Source organism: Microcystis sp. LE19-41.2A, from assembly GCF_027530405.1.
GTDB lineage: Bacteria > Cyanobacteriota > Cyanobacteriia > Cyanobacteriales > Microcystaceae > Microcystis > Microcystis aeruginosa.
The window spans coordinates 1-16,207 of the sequence record NZ_JAPZQJ010000231.1 but is presented as its reverse complement, the minus strand read 5'-3'; the positions used below and the strand labels follow the sequence as shown (position 1 = coordinate 16,207).

At 40.2% G+C, this 16,207-nt stretch carries 17 protein-coding genes; 7 read left to right on the top strand and 10 right to left on the bottom strand.

The features are described 5' to 3' along the window. Nucleotides 1-146: 146 nt before the first annotated feature. The 5 genes from O9290_RS10290 to grxC all read right to left on the bottom strand — a co-directional run bounded on the left by O9290_RS10290 (nucleotide 147) and on the right by grxC (nucleotide 5,591). Nucleotides 147-1,226, bottom strand: a complete 1,080-nt coding sequence (locus O9290_RS10290) for a hypothetical protein (RefSeq protein ID WP_288058531.1) — start codon at nucleotides 1,224-1,226, stop codon at nucleotides 147-149. Between the two features lie 53 nt (nucleotides 1,227-1,279). Continuing rightward, entirely contained in the window at nucleotides 1,280-3,136 is a 1,857-nt protein-coding gene (locus tag O9290_RS10285; RefSeq protein WP_288058533.1) for an ATP-binding protein, read from the bottom strand. Between the two features lie 12 nt (nucleotides 3,137-3,148). Beyond that, entirely contained in the window at nucleotides 3,149-4,225 is a 1,077-nt protein-coding gene (locus tag O9290_RS10280; RefSeq protein WP_288058535.1) for a DNA methyltransferase, read from the bottom strand. A 575-nt stretch (nucleotides 4,226-4,800) separates the two neighbouring features. Further along, a complete protein-coding gene (gene tadA, locus O9290_RS10275; RefSeq protein WP_147069172.1) occupies nucleotides 4,801-5,289 on the bottom strand; it encodes a tRNA adenosine(34) deaminase TadA in 489 nt (162 codons plus the stop codon). Beyond that, nucleotides 5,274-5,591, bottom strand: coding sequence for a glutaredoxin 3 (gene grxC / locus O9290_RS10270; RefSeq protein WP_288058538.1), 318 nt, complete (start codon nucleotides 5,589-5,591; stop codon nucleotides 5,274-5,276). Before grxC ends, tadA begins: the two co-directional genes overlap by 16 nt. Nucleotides 5,592-5,623: 32 nt before the next feature. On the opposite strand from grxC, the gene O9290_RS10265 reads away from it, so the two are divergent. From O9290_RS10265 to ccmS, 4 genes are all read left to right on the top strand, one after another. Then, nucleotides 5,624-6,184 (top strand): 5-formyltetrahydrofolate cyclo-ligase, encoded by a 561-nt coding sequence (locus tag O9290_RS10265; RefSeq protein WP_002762343.1) that lies wholly within the window; start codon nucleotides 5,624-5,626, stop codon nucleotides 6,182-6,184. A 335-nt stretch (nucleotides 6,185-6,519) separates the two neighbouring features. Then, a complete protein-coding gene (locus tag O9290_RS10260; protein WP_002762345.1) occupies nucleotides 6,520-6,837 on the top strand; it encodes a slr1957 family protein in 318 nt (105 codons plus the stop codon). Nucleotides 6,838-7,088: 251 nt separating this feature from the next. Beyond that, nucleotides 7,089-8,102: an aldo/keto reductase gene (locus tag O9290_RS10255; protein WP_012268030.1), complete on the top strand. Its 1,014-nt coding sequence runs from the start codon at nucleotides 7,089-7,091 to the stop codon at nucleotides 8,100-8,102. A 168-nt stretch (nucleotides 8,103-8,270) separates the two neighbouring features. Continuing rightward, nucleotides 8,271-8,711, top strand: coding sequence for a beta-carboxysome assembly chaperone CcmS (ccmS, locus tag O9290_RS10250; RefSeq protein ID WP_288058540.1), 441 nt, complete (start codon nucleotides 8,271-8,273; stop codon nucleotides 8,709-8,711). Here the strand turns inward: ccmS and nagA are convergent. Continuing rightward, nucleotides 8,667-9,818, bottom strand: a complete 1,152-nt coding sequence (gene nagA / locus O9290_RS10245) for an N-acetylglucosamine-6-phosphate deacetylase (protein WP_288058542.1) — start codon at nucleotides 9,816-9,818, stop codon at nucleotides 8,667-8,669. The genes ccmS and nagA overlap by 45 nt on opposite strands. A 493-nt stretch (nucleotides 9,819-10,311) precedes the next feature. Here nagA and O9290_RS10240 point away from each other — a divergent pair, with 493 nt between their 5' ends. The 3 genes from O9290_RS10240 to O9290_RS10230 all read left to right on the top strand — a co-directional run bounded on the left by O9290_RS10240 (nucleotide 10,312) and on the right by O9290_RS10230 (nucleotide 12,556). Then, nucleotides 10,312-11,106, top strand: a complete 795-nt coding sequence (locus O9290_RS10240; protein WP_288058544.1) for a metallophosphoesterase family protein — start codon at nucleotides 10,312-10,314, stop codon at nucleotides 11,104-11,106. Nucleotides 11,107-11,185: 79 nt separating this feature from the next. After that, entirely contained in the window at nucleotides 11,186-12,004 is an 819-nt protein-coding gene (locus O9290_RS10235) for a SirB1 family protein (RefSeq protein WP_002762361.1), read from the top strand. Nucleotides 12,005-12,091: 87 nt separating this feature from the next. Then, nucleotides 12,092-12,556, top strand: coding sequence for a VOC family protein (locus O9290_RS10230; RefSeq protein WP_288058546.1), 465 nt, complete (start codon nucleotides 12,092-12,094; stop codon nucleotides 12,554-12,556). Here O9290_RS10230 and O9290_RS10225 read toward each other — a convergent pair. The 4 genes from O9290_RS10225 to O9290_RS10210 all read right to left on the bottom strand — a co-directional run bounded on the left by O9290_RS10225 (nucleotide 12,553) and on the right by O9290_RS10210 (nucleotide 15,917). Continuing rightward, on the bottom strand, nucleotides 12,553-13,320 hold the full coding sequence (locus O9290_RS10225) for a TspO-related membrane protein (RefSeq protein ID WP_002762364.1): 768 nt from the start codon (nucleotides 13,318-13,320) through the stop codon (nucleotides 12,553-12,555). The two genes, O9290_RS10230 and O9290_RS10225, sit on opposite strands and share 4 nt — an antisense overlap. A 3-nt stretch (nucleotides 13,321-13,323) precedes the next feature. Next, nucleotides 13,324-13,803: a 3-hydroxyacyl-ACP dehydratase FabZ gene (fabZ, locus tag O9290_RS10220; RefSeq protein WP_002762366.1), complete on the bottom strand. Its 480-nt coding sequence runs from the start codon at nucleotides 13,801-13,803 to the stop codon at nucleotides 13,324-13,326. Nucleotides 13,804-14,079: 276 nt separating this feature from the next. Then, nucleotides 14,080-15,219 (bottom strand): SpoIID/LytB domain-containing protein, encoded by a 1,140-nt coding sequence (locus O9290_RS10215; RefSeq protein ID WP_002762368.1) that lies wholly within the window; start codon nucleotides 15,217-15,219, stop codon nucleotides 14,080-14,082. Between the two features lie 467 nt (nucleotides 15,220-15,686). Further along, nucleotides 15,687-15,917 carry a hypothetical protein gene (locus O9290_RS10210; RefSeq protein ID WP_288055327.1) on the bottom strand — a complete coding sequence of 77 codons (231 nt, stop codon included), beginning with the start codon at nucleotides 15,915-15,917 and terminating at the stop codon, nucleotides 15,687-15,689. Nucleotides 15,918-16,207 lie beyond the last annotated feature (290 nt).

Sequence of the window (16,207 nt, the reverse complement as noted above, 5' to 3'; positions counted from 1 at the left end):
AATCCTTATCTGGCAAGAGACTTAATTGATTAGTTCGCTCTAGATCAAAAATAATTGACAAAAATCGCCAAATGCCTTTCTATATAAGGGTTCCATCCCTTATAACCCCCGTCCATTGCATAACAAAAACCGAAGAACCATAAATTCTACACTTGCTGTGGACGAAATGCGTGTTCATCCCATTCTTCTTGATAAATAGAGTCAGAGGTTTGATTCATTTTGAGTGCAATATCACTTAAGAGTTTGTGGCGTTTGAACATTCTTCTAATTTCACCATCGACTAGATTCAACAAATAAGGAATTTCATGTCCTTCCTGACTCATGTGAGCATCTGCTGCTAAAAGGCGAAGCATATCATCTAGATGATCTTCTAAGACTTCAAAGCCAAATGCTCGTTTATATGGTTTAAAAACACCTCTAATAATCCGAGGAGAAAGTTCTTGCCAAAAGTAGCGGACTTGCTGCTTACTAGACTGAAGTGAAAATCTAGTTTCTGTTTCACGTCTGCTTATATGATCATGTAAGGTTTCTATTAATAAAATTGAACCAGATGGACAAGCACGAGCATATTGTGAAAATATTAAATTTTTTTTACAATTTTTAATCACACCTATATATTTTTTAGTTGGATGCTCTAAAAGTTGTCTATATATTTCGGAACCTTCTTTTGTATTTGCTAACCATTCGTCACAGAGTAACCCATCAAAGAAAATAAAATTCTCATCAATTTTGATAGCGTGTTCTGCCTCAAAATAACGCATAAATGCAGTATTATTCGGCTTATAAATATGTTCTTCTATAAGGTCTAAAAAATCATCAATATCCTGAGCATTTCTTAAGGCTTTGCTACTAGACCAATAGTGTAAACTATCTTGTAAGATTCTCGTCATTGAAGCACTACCAATTGCTACACAGAGAGCCGATCCCGTTGAATAGTCTTGACGAGGTAAAGCAAATGTTCCATCAACTGCTGCAACCTGACCAGATAAAACTTCAGATGCTTGAGATATGTCCCCAAAATTAAGTTTTCTAAGTCCCAAATTAGTTCCTCTAATGGTTTTTTTATTTTGTAACTCTAGAATATCATTTTCATACACTTTCTTGACTTCGATTGCTAAAGAGTTTGTAAACATTTCAATAATATCATCAGCAATTCCACCACTGTCTATGATAAAGTCATCATAGCTAACTTGTTTTGTATCTTCAAGCATTTCCGAGAAATTCATTTTTTTCTCCTTAAGGTAATTTATGAATTGAATAGTTGTCTGGCTAAGTTAACTCAAAAGGGAATATCATCTTCTGTTTGAGAATTGGGATTAGTTATGTCTGTACTGTTGACTTTAGTTGGGAATTGTGTTGGTGTTTGCTTTGCTCCATTGGTTGTGTTATTTGTTGGTTTATTCTGTTGATTTTCCTTAACAACTTTAGGTTTTTTGTAAGATCCTTTTGCATCACGGTTATCATTTCTCATTAATTCAAAGGGACTAGGAGCGATTGCTACTTGAAGGACAGCTTGAGATTCATTGGTTTTGACTAAACATTTACCCTTACCAAGACTTAACACTGAATCAATAAAGTCAACCCCCATATTTTCTGTTGCAATCTTAGCCGCATCTCTTGTGTTTTGCCTTAAAACAAATCTTGTATTTAAGTTTTCTCTGACTTCTGAATCAATATCACTAAATAATTGAGTGCTAACAATCATCCAATGACCTTTTACACGACCTTCACGAGCAAACTTTGTAAAAGATTTAATTAATGCACTAGCTCGACGAGATGTATTATTAAAAACACGATGAGCCTCATCAATCATTTCCACAATGTTTAGATCAGAGGTTAAAACATGATGATGAGCTTGTCGCAAAATATATTCTAAGATAATTGCATAAGAGTTCTCATCATCTTGAGAAATATCTCCATAGTCAATAACAACAATTCTTCCTTCTTTAAAAATATCTTTAGCAATAAAGGTTTGTATTGTTTGGTGTTGAGTGCTACTAGCTAAATGCTTGCTTTTTTGAGGTTCTTTTCTACTCACAGATAGACCAACAGTATCTAACCAGTCTAATCTCTTTTTATTGCTCTTAATTTTTCTGAGAATAGATTCAACAGTCATAGGGTGTATTAAGTCAGCAGATTGATAATTTCTTTGAGCGGTTTCATCGTCTGCCCTTCGTCGTTCAATTTCTGAAGTTATGTCATCAAGTTTATATTCTTTTTTCTTTAAACCATAGATTGCTTTAACTAAATTATCCTGAGCATTGATAGAAGCTGTATCAGTGCCGGGACATAATAGTTGGGCTAAAAGTTCGGGATTCAAATCAGAAGCATTAAAACCTAAAATCATATCTACTCGTACATCATCAGAAGGAAGATGATTGGCGATCGCAATTCTAAATACTTCTCTTGCACCTTCAGCCTTTAGCCCGTATTTTTGATATATTTCCCAATTTGTTTGTATAGCAGGATGAGAGTCTGTATTTGCTTTTTCAATATAGCGAAAATCTGGTTTAGCGTCATGCTGAATTACGCAGCATCCTTCTTTTTGTGCGATTGCGACTAAATTTTCATTCAAATTTGACTTTCCTTGTCCCGATGCACCTCCTACTCCAATATGATCTCTAATGATTAGGGAATCTATTGTTAATGGTATATTTTCAGCATTTTGAATAATCCCGACAACATTTTGAGAATTATCTTGATAGGTTGTTAACCGAGGAATATTAATTAAATTGCGAATTCGCTCCTCATCTAATTTGCTTACTATTGCTCCAGGCAAAATGTTATTTAATGGTACATCTAGTTGATTGTCGAAGTATTGACCAATTATCCGAATTTCAAACAGTCTAACAACTCTTAGTGGACGAACTGTATCAGGAGATAAAACTTGTCTTCGGAGATATTCAATAGTATTGTCTGAGTATTGTCCCATTGGAGAAATAATTCTCTCAACATCAGCAATTTGTCCAACCCACTGATGTTGTTCTGATTGAGAAATTAAAACGTAATCATTGCGTTTAAACTTTGGTTGTGGAGAAGTAGCATCAAAATCAATACAAATTTTAAGGCTCTTGTCACCTTTCTCGGAGTCAGGGAGAACGTAAAGTGATTCACCGTTAAAGCCGTGATTATTCATAAAACATAACCTCTAAACTAATTTATTCATTTGAAAAACTAAAAGATCGCGATCTGTATTAACCATTTTACGGTTTTCTCTCGCCCATTTCATTACACTAGATGAAATTTGTTGATTAGAAATAGGAGCCTGAATTCGACTCACTAAATTCCAATTATTATCAAGAAAACTAGAAACAACCTTAAAGATTGTGTGATTTTCCCAATCATAAACATTCTGGATCAAAATGGACAAATAACCATCAGGTGATAGTGCTTGCCGACAGTGATCACCAATCGTAACTAAAGCGTTAATAAACTCCGTTTCATTCATTTGAGATAAACAGTGAGGATGTTTACTGTATAAATTTTTGGCAATCGCACCATAGGGAGGATCTAAAAAAATTAATTTCGCTCCATGAGCTTCTTCTGGAACACCTAAAAGAGCATCATTAATTAAAATATCAGAACGAACAGACGCTAAATCATAAGCTAAACATCGTCTATCTAAGAATTGAGCAGCGTCTAAAGTTGAACCACCTCCGGCCATTAAATCTACCACAAGATCATCAGGTTCAGTAAAATAATGAATTAAATTAGCTGCTATTTGCCCCGGAATACGCCCAGGGTATTTAATTCCAAATCGAGGATCGCAATGAGAAAAGTACCAAAATGTTCCACATCTCAACCACGAAAATTTTTGAGGATCACCATTACCTGTAATAGCTAAACGTATATCTGTACTATTCCATTTCTTTTCTAATGCTTGATTGAGCCAGTAGTGAGCCTCAGTAGGAGCTTTTCGCATTGCTTCTATATGATGGCTTACACTAAGCTGATGAAAACGTTCTTTTGGGGGATAAAATTTAGCTGTTCTCGCTAATAACTGTAATCGTGACTCAGAAATACCACAAGCATCAGACAGTGCTTTAAAATGGTAATTGGGATGATTTCCCCATTCAGTTTCAACTTTACAAGCTAAGTCAGCTAGATCCCAAAGCGATTTTTTCCCTGATAATCCAGCATAGGAACAGGCTAATGTAAGGGTTTTGAGCCATTTTTTAGCTTGTGATCGATCCGACTTATTAGAGATAAAGTTAGTAAGTTGCATAGTGCATTTATTGTTTTGTTGCTTCCATTAAATATTGTAAAAACACTCTAATTTACAGCACACAGATAAATCTTATTTTATACCATACATTTGTGAGTTATCCTAACATAAAAAATATATATATAGTGCGCCTAGTTGATTTGTGAACGGCTAGGCTCTAGAAGTCAGGTGTCGCAAGACGGCAAACGGAGGGGGTTTACATTTCATGTAGGTGCGCTATATTTAGAGTATATATCATAAAATACAAGTTGAGAAACTCACTGGATTCATAATTTTAGACTACGACAGTGTGTTGATCGTTATCTACCGTATATTTACGGTATCTTTAGATGGTGTATCTATGTCAACTGACCGATAAAGTAATGTTATCATAAACCTAAAAAGACTGTCATTCATTTTTGACTCAAGTGTTTTCAATCAACTTAATTAACCTTATTCAACAGTTCAACAGTCACACTCTTGCCTAAATTACGAGGTTGCCCCACGTCTCAACCCCAGGGAACGGTGATATGGTAGGAAAGTAATTGTCGGGGAATTACTGACAGAATTGCTGTCAGTAATTCGAGGAATGTCTCTCATCTTTTTTTCTCAAACCATGTTTGTAATAATTCCCCGGATTCCTTGGCTAAAATTCCCGCGATTACCGGTAAACGATGGTTAGAAAAAGGACTATCAATAAAATTAGCCACAGTGCGGATAACTCCTGTTTTGGGATCGTCAGCACCGTACACTAATAATCCTAATCTAGCCTGAATGATTGCCCCGGCACACATGGGACAGGGTTCGAGGGTGACGTAGAGGGTACAATCATTTAAGTGCCAATTGCCTAACACTTGACTAGCGGCACGAATCGCCAGAATTTCGGCGTGAGCGGTGGGATCATGGTGTTTTTCCTTGCAATTAGCCCCTTGAGCGATTAAATGTCCCTGTTTATCCACGATAACCGCTCCCACAGGTACATCACCCCGGTTTCCCGCAGTTGCCGCTAAATTTAAAGCTAACTGCATCCATTGCCGATGTTTCTCATAGGCTTTTTCATCAATAGACTTTAGATAGTCCCACATTTAGCCAGTAAATTATCTAATTTTTTCTGACCATCCAAAGCATACAAATCATCACAACCACCGATATGTTCATTATTAATAAAAATCTGTGGTACACTGCGTTTACCGTTGGACCGTTCGGCCATGGCTTGACGAGCGCTTTCATCCCCATCAATCTTGTATTCGGTGTATTTTACCCCTTTCCAACCCAGCAACCATTTAGTCCGAATACAGTAGGGACAAGTTGCCCAAGTATAAATTTCCACATTGGCCTTGATATTCTCGTTATAACGCCCAAAAAGCGAGTTAAATAGATTTAGCATCTTGTGACTACAGAAATATTTATCTTTATTTTATGGATTCTGCTACCAAAAAAGCCCAATTACGCAAACAACTAATTGCCCAAAGACGAGCGCTTCCTAAGCATATTTGGCAAGAAAATAGTCAGCAACTTTGCAAAAATTTACAATCTTTACCCCTCTTTCAGCACGCTAAAACCATTCTCGCTTACTTCAGTTATCGTCAAGAGCCGGATTTAAGTTCCTTATTTTGTCAACACCATCGCTGGGGTTTTCCCCGTTGTGACGGAGATAGCCTGACTTGGCACTGTTGGACTGCCGACGATCCCCTAGAATTAAATCGTTATGGCATCTACGAACCAACAGCGATCGCTCCTCTCATTTTACCGGCTGAAGTGGACTTACTATTAATTCCCGCCGTCGCTTGCGATCGCCAAGGTTATCGCTTAGGTTACGGGGGAGGTTATTTTGATCGTCTCTTACATTCCCCCGAATGGCAAGCTATCCCCTCGATCGGGATTGTCTTTGACTTTGCCTATCTCGATACCCTTCCCCTCGATACTTGGGACCAAAAATTACAGGCAATCTGTACCGAATCGAGAACCGAAATTTTTTAACAATTATTTCCCTATTCCCTCACACCCAATCCCCAAGCTGATCCCTGTCTCGGAGTCTCCTATCCCCTATCTCCTGTCTCCTATCCCCTATCTCCTGTCTCCTATCTCCTGTCTCGGAGTCTCCTATCTCCTATCTCCTATCTCGGAGTCTCCTGACTCCTGACTCCTGACTCCTGACTCCTGACTCCTTACCTCACCGTTAACTTTACTTTTCACCGACTACTCATATATTAAGTTTTATTGAATCCGATCGACCCTTAAGATAGCTTTGCTAGGATGAAATTCACATCAGGAGATGTTTATAGTAATCACCGGAAAAAGTCAACAGGGAAGCAATGAAACACTTTCACGAACCATGGATTCAAGAATGGTGTCAAGAAAACGGCTGGACAGAGCTATTTCTCGAACGCTACAGTAATTATTGGGCATTCCCTCCCAATGCCGTGATGCCAGAACCAATTCCCACCAAAGTGTTACAAAACATTAAGCGCCAAAAAGGTCTATCCCCTGCCGAAAAACTTTGGTTAGGAGTGGCGATCGGATTGACTCTGACAGCTTTAATTCTCTGTATCACCCTCGCTTGTCCCATGCCTATAGTTCTCGCTTTCGCTTTTGATGCTGTCACCGCAGCGCGATTGGAAGTGGAATATTAACCCAGCAAAAATTGAGCAGCAGAAACCCAAAAAGGGGGAGATTTTTCCGAAAGTCTTCCCCTTTACCGCTTTTTTCCGGACAAGGACGATCGATCTGTCTTGAATCAGTAATCGGTGATTAGTGGTCAGTAGGAGAATAGAATATTAAGTGAGCAGTATTCAATGGCAGTTTTCTGCTGTCTTTTCACTGATTACTGTTTACTGTTTACTGGACGGCTACGCCGTGCCTTTGGCAACACTGAAAAGCTCTCATGTCCGAATCTCGTCGCTTACAGTTTACCCCCGATCTGGAAATTTGTCGTATTTTGAACGGAATGTGGCAAGTTTCAGGAGCCCATGGTTCGATCGCACCCCAAAAAGCGATCCCTAGTATGTTCTCCTATCTAGATGCCGGTTTCACCACTTGGGATCTGGCCGATCATTACGGTCCGGCCGAAGATTTTATCGGTGAATTTCGTCGTCAATTAGTCGCCCAAAGGGGCATTGATGCCTTAAATAATCTGCAAGCTTTCACTAAATGGGTTCCCCGTCCGGGTAAAATGACTAAGGAAATAGTCGCAAAAAATATCGCTATTTCCCTACGTCGTATGGATGTGGATAGTCTCGATTTATTGCAGTTTCACTGGTGGGATTATCGCGATAAAAATTATCTAGATGCCTTATATTTTTTAGGAGAATTACAACAGGAAGGCAAAATTAAACACCTAGCCTTGACTAATTTCGACACGGAACATTTAAAAATTATTCTCAGCACCGGGATTAAAATAGTCTCCAATCAAGTCCAGTTTTCTCTAATCGATCGCCGTCCCCTCGTCAAAATGGCACAATTTTGCCAAGAACATAACATCTATCTACTCGCCTATGGTACTCTAGCAGGAGGCTTATTAGGGGCAAAATATCTCGGTCATCCTGAACCCAATCCCATGAGTCTCAATACCGCTAGTTTACGGAAATATAAAAACATGATCAATGCTTGGGGAAACTGGCAATTATTCCAAGAATTATTAACCGTTCTTAAAGCGATCGCTGATTCCTATCACGTCACCATTCCTAATGTGGCAGTGCGTTACGTTCTCGAACAAAAAGCCGTAGCTGGAGCAATTATCGGGGTGCGTTTGGGTGTTGCTGAACATATCCAAGAAAATGCCCGTATTTTCGATTTTCAATTATCTCCCCAAGACTATCAAAAAATTGATCATGTCTTGCAAAAATCCCGGGATTTATTGCAGTTAATCGGTGATTGCGGTGATGAGTACCGTCGTTAAGTAGGTAGGTGTTAAAAATTGTCAGCTTTCCCCCCTTATTAAGGGGGATCCCCCCGCCTATCGGCACCCCCCTTATCAAGGGGGGTAGGGGGGATCGGCACACCCCTTATTAAGGACTGATAACTGATAACTGATAACTGATAACTGATAACTGAAAAGAGGCTAATGATGAGATTTGAACAAGCAATACCCGATGATCCCGCTAATCAATGGCGCTATCAATTAGATCAATTCGTGCAAGAAAATCAACAGGAATTAGCCGGTTTAATGTGGGGTTTACTCTCGGAATGGGGAGAAGATGCTCAAGAAACCCTGGGCATCGATCTTAAACCTCAGCCTCATTTTGTCTGTTGTTCTAGGGAGTCCCTAGAGAAATTAAATCGCAAGGTTAATTGTAAAATTCAAGAGATGCTTGGGATTATTTATCGCTATAATCCCAGGGAAGAAGTGGCTATAGTCGCTATCGGTGATGGTCAGGTAAAATTGATTTATTTTCAACCCGATCTTTCCCCTCCTGAATGTTTTGAGCGCCTCGAAGTGGATCTTGATACCCTCATTCAACAGTTAGAGTCCAAAATGCTGAAGGAAATCCAATCTTTCCCAATTTGATGCCGATTGCCAGCGCAAAAAGTTGGCAGATTGTCCCACCGATAAACCTGCTAATCCGATCGCTTTTCTGGGGGATTCTGTCCCTAAAAGAATCGCCGTTTCTAAATCACATATTCCCCAGTTAACTAAATTGGCTACTCCTTGTAATAAGGGTAAGGTTGTTCCCGCTAAAGTACCGTCAAAAAGTCTTGCTGTTCCCTGTTTAACTTCAATTTCTCTCTCGTCCCAAGGATAGACACCATCTTCTAAACCGATCGGCGCTAAAGCATCACTAACTAAGAAAATTCCTCGATGATAATTACTGGCTTTTAGTAATAATTCTATCATGGTTGGATGGATGTGTTGACCATCGGCAATTAACCCACAATACACCTCGCAATTGATAATTGCTTCCCCTAATAACCCCGGTTGACGATGGTGTAAAGGAGGCATGGCATTAAAGGCATGAGTAACCATTTTTGCCCCCTGTAAAAAGGCTTCTTTTGCTATTTCTTGACTCGCTTGCGAATGTCCTAAACTGACGGTAATCCCTCGATCGCTTAGGTATTTAATTACAGTACCGCTACTATCTAATTCGGGGGCTAGGGTGATAATTTTTACGATCGATAAGTAGTCCCCAAAAATTTTATCTATTGTTTCTATACTTGGGGTTAAAAGATATTGTCCCAGATGCGCCCCCCTTTTTTCATAGTTTAAAAATGGTCCCTCTAAATGTACTCCTAAAACCTGCGCGCTCGCTCGATTTTCCTGTTTCTGTTTCTCGATATATTTGGCAATTACTGAGAGGGATTTTTGAAATTTCTCCACAGACGTGGTTACTAAGGTGGGCAGATAACCATCAATTCCTTGATTCCCAAGATAATCACTAATCTTATCTAATTTTTCTAGATCTGTTATTTCTAAGTCGGGAAATGCTAATCCTAATCCTCCGTTGATCTGTAAATCTACTCCTCCCAACGATAGCCAATCCCCTTCCATATCGATAATCTTTTCCCCTTTTTTCCTTCCCCCCATCTCCGTGATTCTCTCGATCTTTCCCGCAGCATTTATTTCTACTTGTTGTCGATCCTGATAGGCGGGAATTCTAGCGTTAATTAGGGTTATCATAGAAGCAGAAAACTAATTTTTTTTTATTATAATCTCAAAAAAAAACTTTTTTTTTGATCATGCTTGACAAGGGAGCATTTTTGTGAGATGCTTTTTTCTACAATGGGAATCTGTGCGTTAGTTGATAGTTGCTGACATCCAATTGTATAAAAACTGATCATAAAAAAATAATACCATAACCTGTCCGCTCCCTGCCCAGAGATTGCAAAAATACTTTACAAAACAATTAAGTAGGGAGGCACAATTATTTGTAGGATGGGTTAGCGGTAGCGTAACCCATGCGGTAGTTGGGTTTCATGCTTCAACCCAACCTAAGTTCATCTTATATTTAATTCCACCCACCTACTTACAGCCTTTCTCCCGCAGTTCCGGCGTTCCCCAAAACCAGTGACTGTCAGAGGGAAAGCTTTGTCCTATAATAAAATTAAGACCTTATAAAAACTGCTTTTTTAGCGATAAAAGAGTAGCAATCTCAGCAATTAGAGAGGGGTGTGTGTTTTTTAAAAAAATAGAGAAACAGACTCAAGAACCGCGTCGTATTATTATCGGAGATGTGCATGGCAGTTTTCAGACACTTTTGCGACTATTAAACCGAGTTGCTCCCGATAGTGAGGATGAGGTTTATTTTCTGGGGGATTTAATCGATCGAGGACAGCAGAGCTTGGAAGTGGTGGATTTTGTCATCAAAAATAACTACCAATGTCTCCTAGGAAATCATGAATATATGCTCTTAAAAGCTCTGACGGGAAAAGAAGTTTCTGAAAAATGGTTCAACGGCTGGATTGAGAGTGGCGGGGCGGCGACACTACTAAGTTATAATAACAATATACCCGCCGAGCATATTAATTGGTTTCAATCCCTACCCGCTTATTTAGACCTAGGAGATATTTGGTTAGTTCATGCGGGAGTACAACCAGAATATCCCCTTGAACAGCAAACAAACGAGCAGTTTTGTTGGATTAGAAACGAATTTCATACCATGACCCAACCCTATTTCAAGGATAAACTAATTATCACAGGTCATACTTTAACCTTTACCTTTCCCGATGTCAAACCGGGACAACTAGCTTGCGGCAGCGGTTGGCTAGACATTGAAACTGGGGTTTATCATCCTCAAAGTGGTTGGTTAACTGCTTTAGATTGGACAAATCAATTAGTTTATCAAGTGCAGAATCAAAATAAAAATTGTCGCACGATACCTTTAGAAAAAGCGGTGGTTAATCTAGACCTTGACAAGATTTCTCGTTACTCCTCCAGGGAAAGCTCATCTAAATCACTGAATCTTTAATGGTGATTCAGAAAAGAGAGGCCATAAAACCAGAAGGATCGGTTAAAATAGTTGATAATCTGATTAATACCCTTTTCTAATGACCCTTGAACTCTTATACCAAGCTTTCATCGAAACAATTCAACATCCTGACCCTGAGATAAATCTAGCTCGGGCAGCCCTACAAATAGCCAATTTTGAATATCCCCGTCTCAAGATTGATCACTATTTAAATAGAATAAATTTAATGGCTGACGAGGTAAAAAAACGTTTACCAGATAGATTATATCCCTTAAAAATAGTCAAGGTTATCAATCAATATTTGTTTGAAGATTTACAATTTACTGGTAATACCCAAGAATACTATGACCCCCGCAATAGCTACTTAAATGACGTAATCGATCGCCGCACAGGTATTCCGCTCACTCTCTCGATCATCTATTTAGAGATTGCCAAACAGATCGATTTTCCCATGGTAGGAATTGGTATGCCTGGGCATTTTATTATCCGTCCCGATTTCGAGGAAGTGGAAATTTTTGTCGATCCCTTTCACGGTGGTGAAATCCTATTTAAACAGGACTGTCAAGAAAGATTAAGTCAAGTTTATCAACAGCCAGTTAAATTAGAAGAACATTTTCTCAATATTGCTACCAATCAGCAAATTTTATTACGTTTGTTGACTAATTTAAAATATATTTACCTGAATCGTCAACAATGGTCTCAGACAATTCGGACAATAGATCTGCTACTTTTGCTCATTCCTAATCATCCCCTAGAGCTGCGCGATCGAGGTTTAGTTTACTATCAAATAGGACAACTCAGCCAAGCGCAACAGGATTTAGGCTTCTATCTCGCTCTCCTACCCAACGCTCAAGATGCAGAATCCATTCGACAATTATTGCAAAAAATTAACTCTTAAGTTGTCCGTCGTCAGGAGATTATTTTTATTTGTTCTCCCCACACCCCACACCCCACCAACAAACTTTTTCAGCAAACCCTAACTAAAATGACTATTAGTCCTTCCGTAACCGCGAAAAAACTCAAAATCGGTCAACTGCGAAAAGTCCATCATATCGCTTTCAACGTCAAAGATATGGAGGTTTCCCGTCATTTTTATGGGGAAATATTAGGATTAGAGGAATTAGTGGGCGAAAAAATTCCCAGTACCTTAAAAGAATTAGTTGCCCAGGGAAAAGTGGCCAATTTTATCACCCCCGATGGTACAGTAATTGACCTATTTTGGGAACCAGATTTAAACCCTCCCGACGACAATCCCGAAATCGCTTTTACCCGTGCCAATCATTTAGCCTTCGATATTGCCCCGGAATGCTTCGATTTTGCCCTAGAAGTGCTACAAAGTCAGGGAATTACTATTGCTAGTGGACCCGTGACCCGGCCGACTGGGAGAGGGGTTTACTTCTACGATCCCGATGGCTTTATCGTCGAAATTCGCTGTGATCCCGCATCTTAACGACTCAGAGGACGAAAATTGCCACGAAAAACCAAAAAAGTTAGGGTAATCGCTAATATAATCGCTGTTATCGCAATTAGAGGCAGAGAAATCTGTTTAACAGCGATCGCCAAAAAAGCCCAGATAAACACCCCGATAAAAGCCCGATCTTTTCTTTTTAAACCGACTAAAATCGCGATTATCGCCCCGATAACTAGGATTATTACCGTCCAGATCTGGTCTGTTAGACCCCATCGCTGCCAGTTGATCCAATCTAACACCGAAGCGACGTTGACAATCGTGGCTACGGTAATCCAAGCGAAATAAATACTAATAGGAGCATTAACTAATAAACCCTGTTTACGATTGACAATCAAGCGATTAATTTCTAAGCGAAGATAAAGCCGGATGAGAGGAATTAAAATGCCTAGCATTGTCAATAAAGACAGGGTAAAAAAACGCAATTGAAAGAGAATTACCCAGAGAATCTGACAAGCACTAGCGATGGCTAATTCGTAGCCTAACCGACGCAAACGCGGTTCAGTTTTATTGAAAGCCAAAGCTTGGTAAATTCCCAGACTAATTAAACCCAGATAAATTAATCCCCAGATAGCAAAAGCATAATTAGCGGGAATAATTAAGACATCTTGAAAAACTGTATTCGAGATAGCCCCGATATTTTCGCCGTTGAGAGGGAAAATATTAGCGAAAATATTGGTGATAAAAGCCCCTAGAATAGCAAATAAATTTAGTTCTTGTCGGAGACGATCTCGATCAAAATTCATAGGTCAATCAAAGATGGAAAACATCATTTCGCCCTGAGCGGCCAATTGCCCATCGACTCTTGCTTCCCCTTGCATTTTAGCAATTTTATTCATCTTGAAGGATAATAATTCCACCGTCATGATCAATTGATCCCCTGGCACCACAGGACGACGAAAACGGGTTTTATCAATGCCAGCGAAGGCAAAAAATTTCCCTTTCATCCCAGGTAATTGGGTCAAAATCACTCCCCCCACTTGGGCCATGGATTCAACAATTAACACCCCCGGCATCAAGGGACGGTTGGGAATATGACCGGGGAAAAAAGGCTCGTTGATCGTGACATTTTTTAGGCCAACGGCTTTTTTACCTGGTACATAGTCAATAATCCGATCAACTAGGGCAAAGGGATAACGATGGGGCAGTAGTTGGCGAATTTCCTCGACGGTAAAGGTAGTTTTTATGACTGGTTCCAACTCGGTTAAGGCTTCGGTAACGATGGTCATGCAAGTCAAAAATTACAAGTGAGATCAGACATTATCTCATAATCAGTTATCAGTTATCAGTGATCAGTGATCACTGATCAGTTATCAGTGATCAGATGAACGTAGGTTGGGTTGAAACATGAAACCCAACGCCCGCTCATGTTACGCTACCGCTAACCCATCCCACAAATAATTGTGCCTCCCTACTTAGCTTAACCAATTAGGTTTTAGATTCAATCCTTGTTATCAGTTCACTCTTTACTGTTCACTGTTCACTGGAAATGGCTGACAGCCTTTTTAATTGGGCATTTCAGTTAAACGAGCATTTTGATAATAATGGCTGAGAATGCGATCATAAGTCACCCCTTGGTCAGCGAGGGAAAAAGCACCCCATTGACTTAAACCGATCCCATGACCGAAACCGCGACCATTGATGGCAAAAGTACCGTTATTAGCTGAAATCGTGAATAGGGTACTACGCAGCTCGAGTATTCGCCGTAATTGGGTATCAGAGATTAATTTAGAGCCTTGATCGCCCACTATACGCATTCTAATCACCCGTCCGTGGGGAGTGATCCTTTCGGGAGATAGCGATCGCACGCGACCGACACCACCGATTAAACGGCCTAATTCCCTGGCACTAAAGTTTTTTGACCATTGAAATACCGGGGCGACTTGATCGTAATCGACGACACCGCGCAGGTAGGGTAAGGGGGAATTCCAAACATCTTCGACATTTTCCGTATGACCCCCGGAGGAGGAGTGAAACACCGCTAGAATCGGTTTGCCGTTGAAACTCATAATTTGTCCGGCGGTGGCATTAACTGCCTCATGGGTGCTAGTAAACTCGCTTTCTAGACCCTTATAAACTTGGGTGCGGGTGGTAGTATCGAGATCGTAGATGCGATTACCAGAAGTATTCATTTGGTAGAGAGCATAGGTGCGCGCCGCCACAGATTGGGCTTTTAAGGCCTCTTGCGGCCAGGAGGGAATCGCCTCCGCACCGACGACACTATAGAGATATTCCTCTAAATCGACTAAATTTAGGGCTGTCACCCCAGAACCCTGCCGAATGATCCTTGTTCGTCCTCGATACCAGCGATCATTAATCCAGACGTAACCATCATTCTCCGGTTCGATGATCAATTGACTGGCCTGCCAATCGGCCAAACCCACCGCTTTTCCTCTGGGATTAGCATTGAGGGCATTCATGGCGGTCAATTCTCCTAGGACTCTGCCAGCCCCATCTTTCACCACAGCATCGGTGGAACTGCCCACGGAGACGGCGCTAACACCTTTACTGATGGCAATGCGTAACTCGACAGCAGCTTGGACTGGAGCGATAATCAAAGCCCAAAAAACTAGGACGAGCCAACTATGGGCAGGCAGGCGCTGCAGGTAACTGCCCAGCAGCCTTGCTGTGTGTTTATTGGTCATGGGGATCGGACTCCTCACACAATCGATCGATAATCAATTTTACCCGGACTGGGATTTTTTTGCTACTCCTGTTCGGAAAAATTTTTCCTCCGTCACTTTTTCCCGATTGTCTGACAATTTTTCTGTCCTCTGACCCCTGAATCGGCAAATTGCCTTATTTTGTCCGATTAATCGGGATTTATTCGGGTTAGTCGATTGTTTTAAGTAGGGAGGCGTTAAAAATTATCAGATTTCCCCCCTTAATCGTAGGGTTGATTCATGAATCAACCCTACTATGAATCAACCCTAGGGGCAGGGGGGGTTGCCTCTTGCCCCTTGCCTCGTCTCAACAACAGCTTAAATCAATCCAATAAATCTCTCCTTGAAAAATCGTCATAAGCTAAACGGCTTTTACTTCGGATCACCGATATAGACTCCAAAAGGGTTATAGCTGTTGGATCATGCAGGTTAAGCGCCGTTTAGCTTATTTACTCAGATAATTGGCGTTGATGATGGCGTATTCCGTCTAACATTAAAGTTTCTGATTCGTCCAATCCATCACTATAAGCTTCATTCCAACTATCTATTAATACCTGTTTACTTGTTTTTTGATTATTCAATCCTAATTGTTGATGTAACTGCTCCAATAACCATTTTTTATCTTCAAACGAAAAATTTCGTAACTTTTGTTCAAGTTCAATAATTTGAGGGGATATCATAAAATTAACTCCACTTAACATTGAGCTATAGCGTTTCTGATTCACAAGAGGTACATTCCCGATCCTGAACAGCTTAATCAGCAAAGGTTTAAGTGTGCCGCACAGATGCGAGAACCGCTATATATCTGGACTTCCCCCATACAGAAATGCTAAAAAATCAACGAAACCCTTACTGCATGGGGCTTCTCAGAAAAAATTGAAAAGACGCTACTGGGTACATTTTCCCCTTGAAAATGGCTGTACCGTTGACTGTATCTGGAGTAGAGCGATTCCGTAGAGTTGGCTGTATA

Coding starts and splice junctions, on each gene's coding strand:
- grxC (WP_288058538.1), bottom strand. CDS start 5,591: ATGCTAAATCTATTTAACTCGCTTTTTGGGCGTTATAACGAGAATATC.
- O9290_RS10280 (WP_288058535.1), bottom strand. CDS start 4,225: ATGCAACTTACTAACTTTATCTCTAATAAGTCGGATCGATCACAAGCT.
- O9290_RS10285 (WP_288058533.1), bottom strand. CDS start 3,136: ATGAATAATCACGGCTTTAACGGTGAATCACTTTACGTTCTCCCTGAC.
- O9290_RS10265 (WP_002762343.1), top strand. CDS start 5,624: ATGGATTCTGCTACCAAAAAAGCCCAATTACGCAAACAACTAATTGCC.
- O9290_RS10290 (WP_288058531.1), bottom strand. CDS start 1,226: ATGAATTTCTCGGAAATGCTTGAAGATACAAAACAAGTTAGCTATGAT.
- ccmS (WP_288058540.1), top strand. CDS start 8,271: ATGAGATTTGAACAAGCAATACCCGATGATCCCGCTAATCAATGGCGC.
- fabZ (WP_002762366.1), bottom strand. CDS start 13,803: ATGACCATCGTTACCGAAGCCTTAACCGAGTTGGAACCAGTCATAAAA.
- O9290_RS10210 (WP_288055327.1), bottom strand. CDS start 15,917: ATGATATCCCCTCAAATTATTGAACTTGAACAAAAGTTACGAAATTTT.
- nagA (WP_288058542.1), bottom strand. CDS start 9,818: ATGATAACCCTAATTAACGCTAGAATTCCCGCCTATCAGGATCGACAA.
- O9290_RS10215 (WP_002762368.1), bottom strand. CDS start 15,219: ATGACCAATAAACACACAGCAAGGCTGCTGGGCAGTTACCTGCAGCGC.
- O9290_RS10260 (WP_002762345.1), top strand. CDS start 6,520: ATGAAACACTTTCACGAACCATGGATTCAAGAATGGTGTCAAGAAAAC.
- O9290_RS10235 (WP_002762361.1), top strand. CDS start 11,186: ATGACCCTTGAACTCTTATACCAAGCTTTCATCGAAACAATTCAACAT.
- O9290_RS10255 (WP_012268030.1), top strand. CDS start 7,089: ATGTCCGAATCTCGTCGCTTACAGTTTACCCCCGATCTGGAAATTTGT.
- tadA (WP_147069172.1), bottom strand. CDS start 5,289: ATGTGGGACTATCTAAAGTCTATTGATGAAAAAGCCTATGAGAAACAT.
- O9290_RS10225 (WP_002762364.1), bottom strand. CDS start 13,320: ATGAATTTTGATCGAGATCGTCTCCGACAAGAACTAAATTTATTTGCT.
- O9290_RS10230 (WP_288058546.1), top strand. CDS start 12,092: ATGACTATTAGTCCTTCCGTAACCGCGAAAAAACTCAAAATCGGTCAA.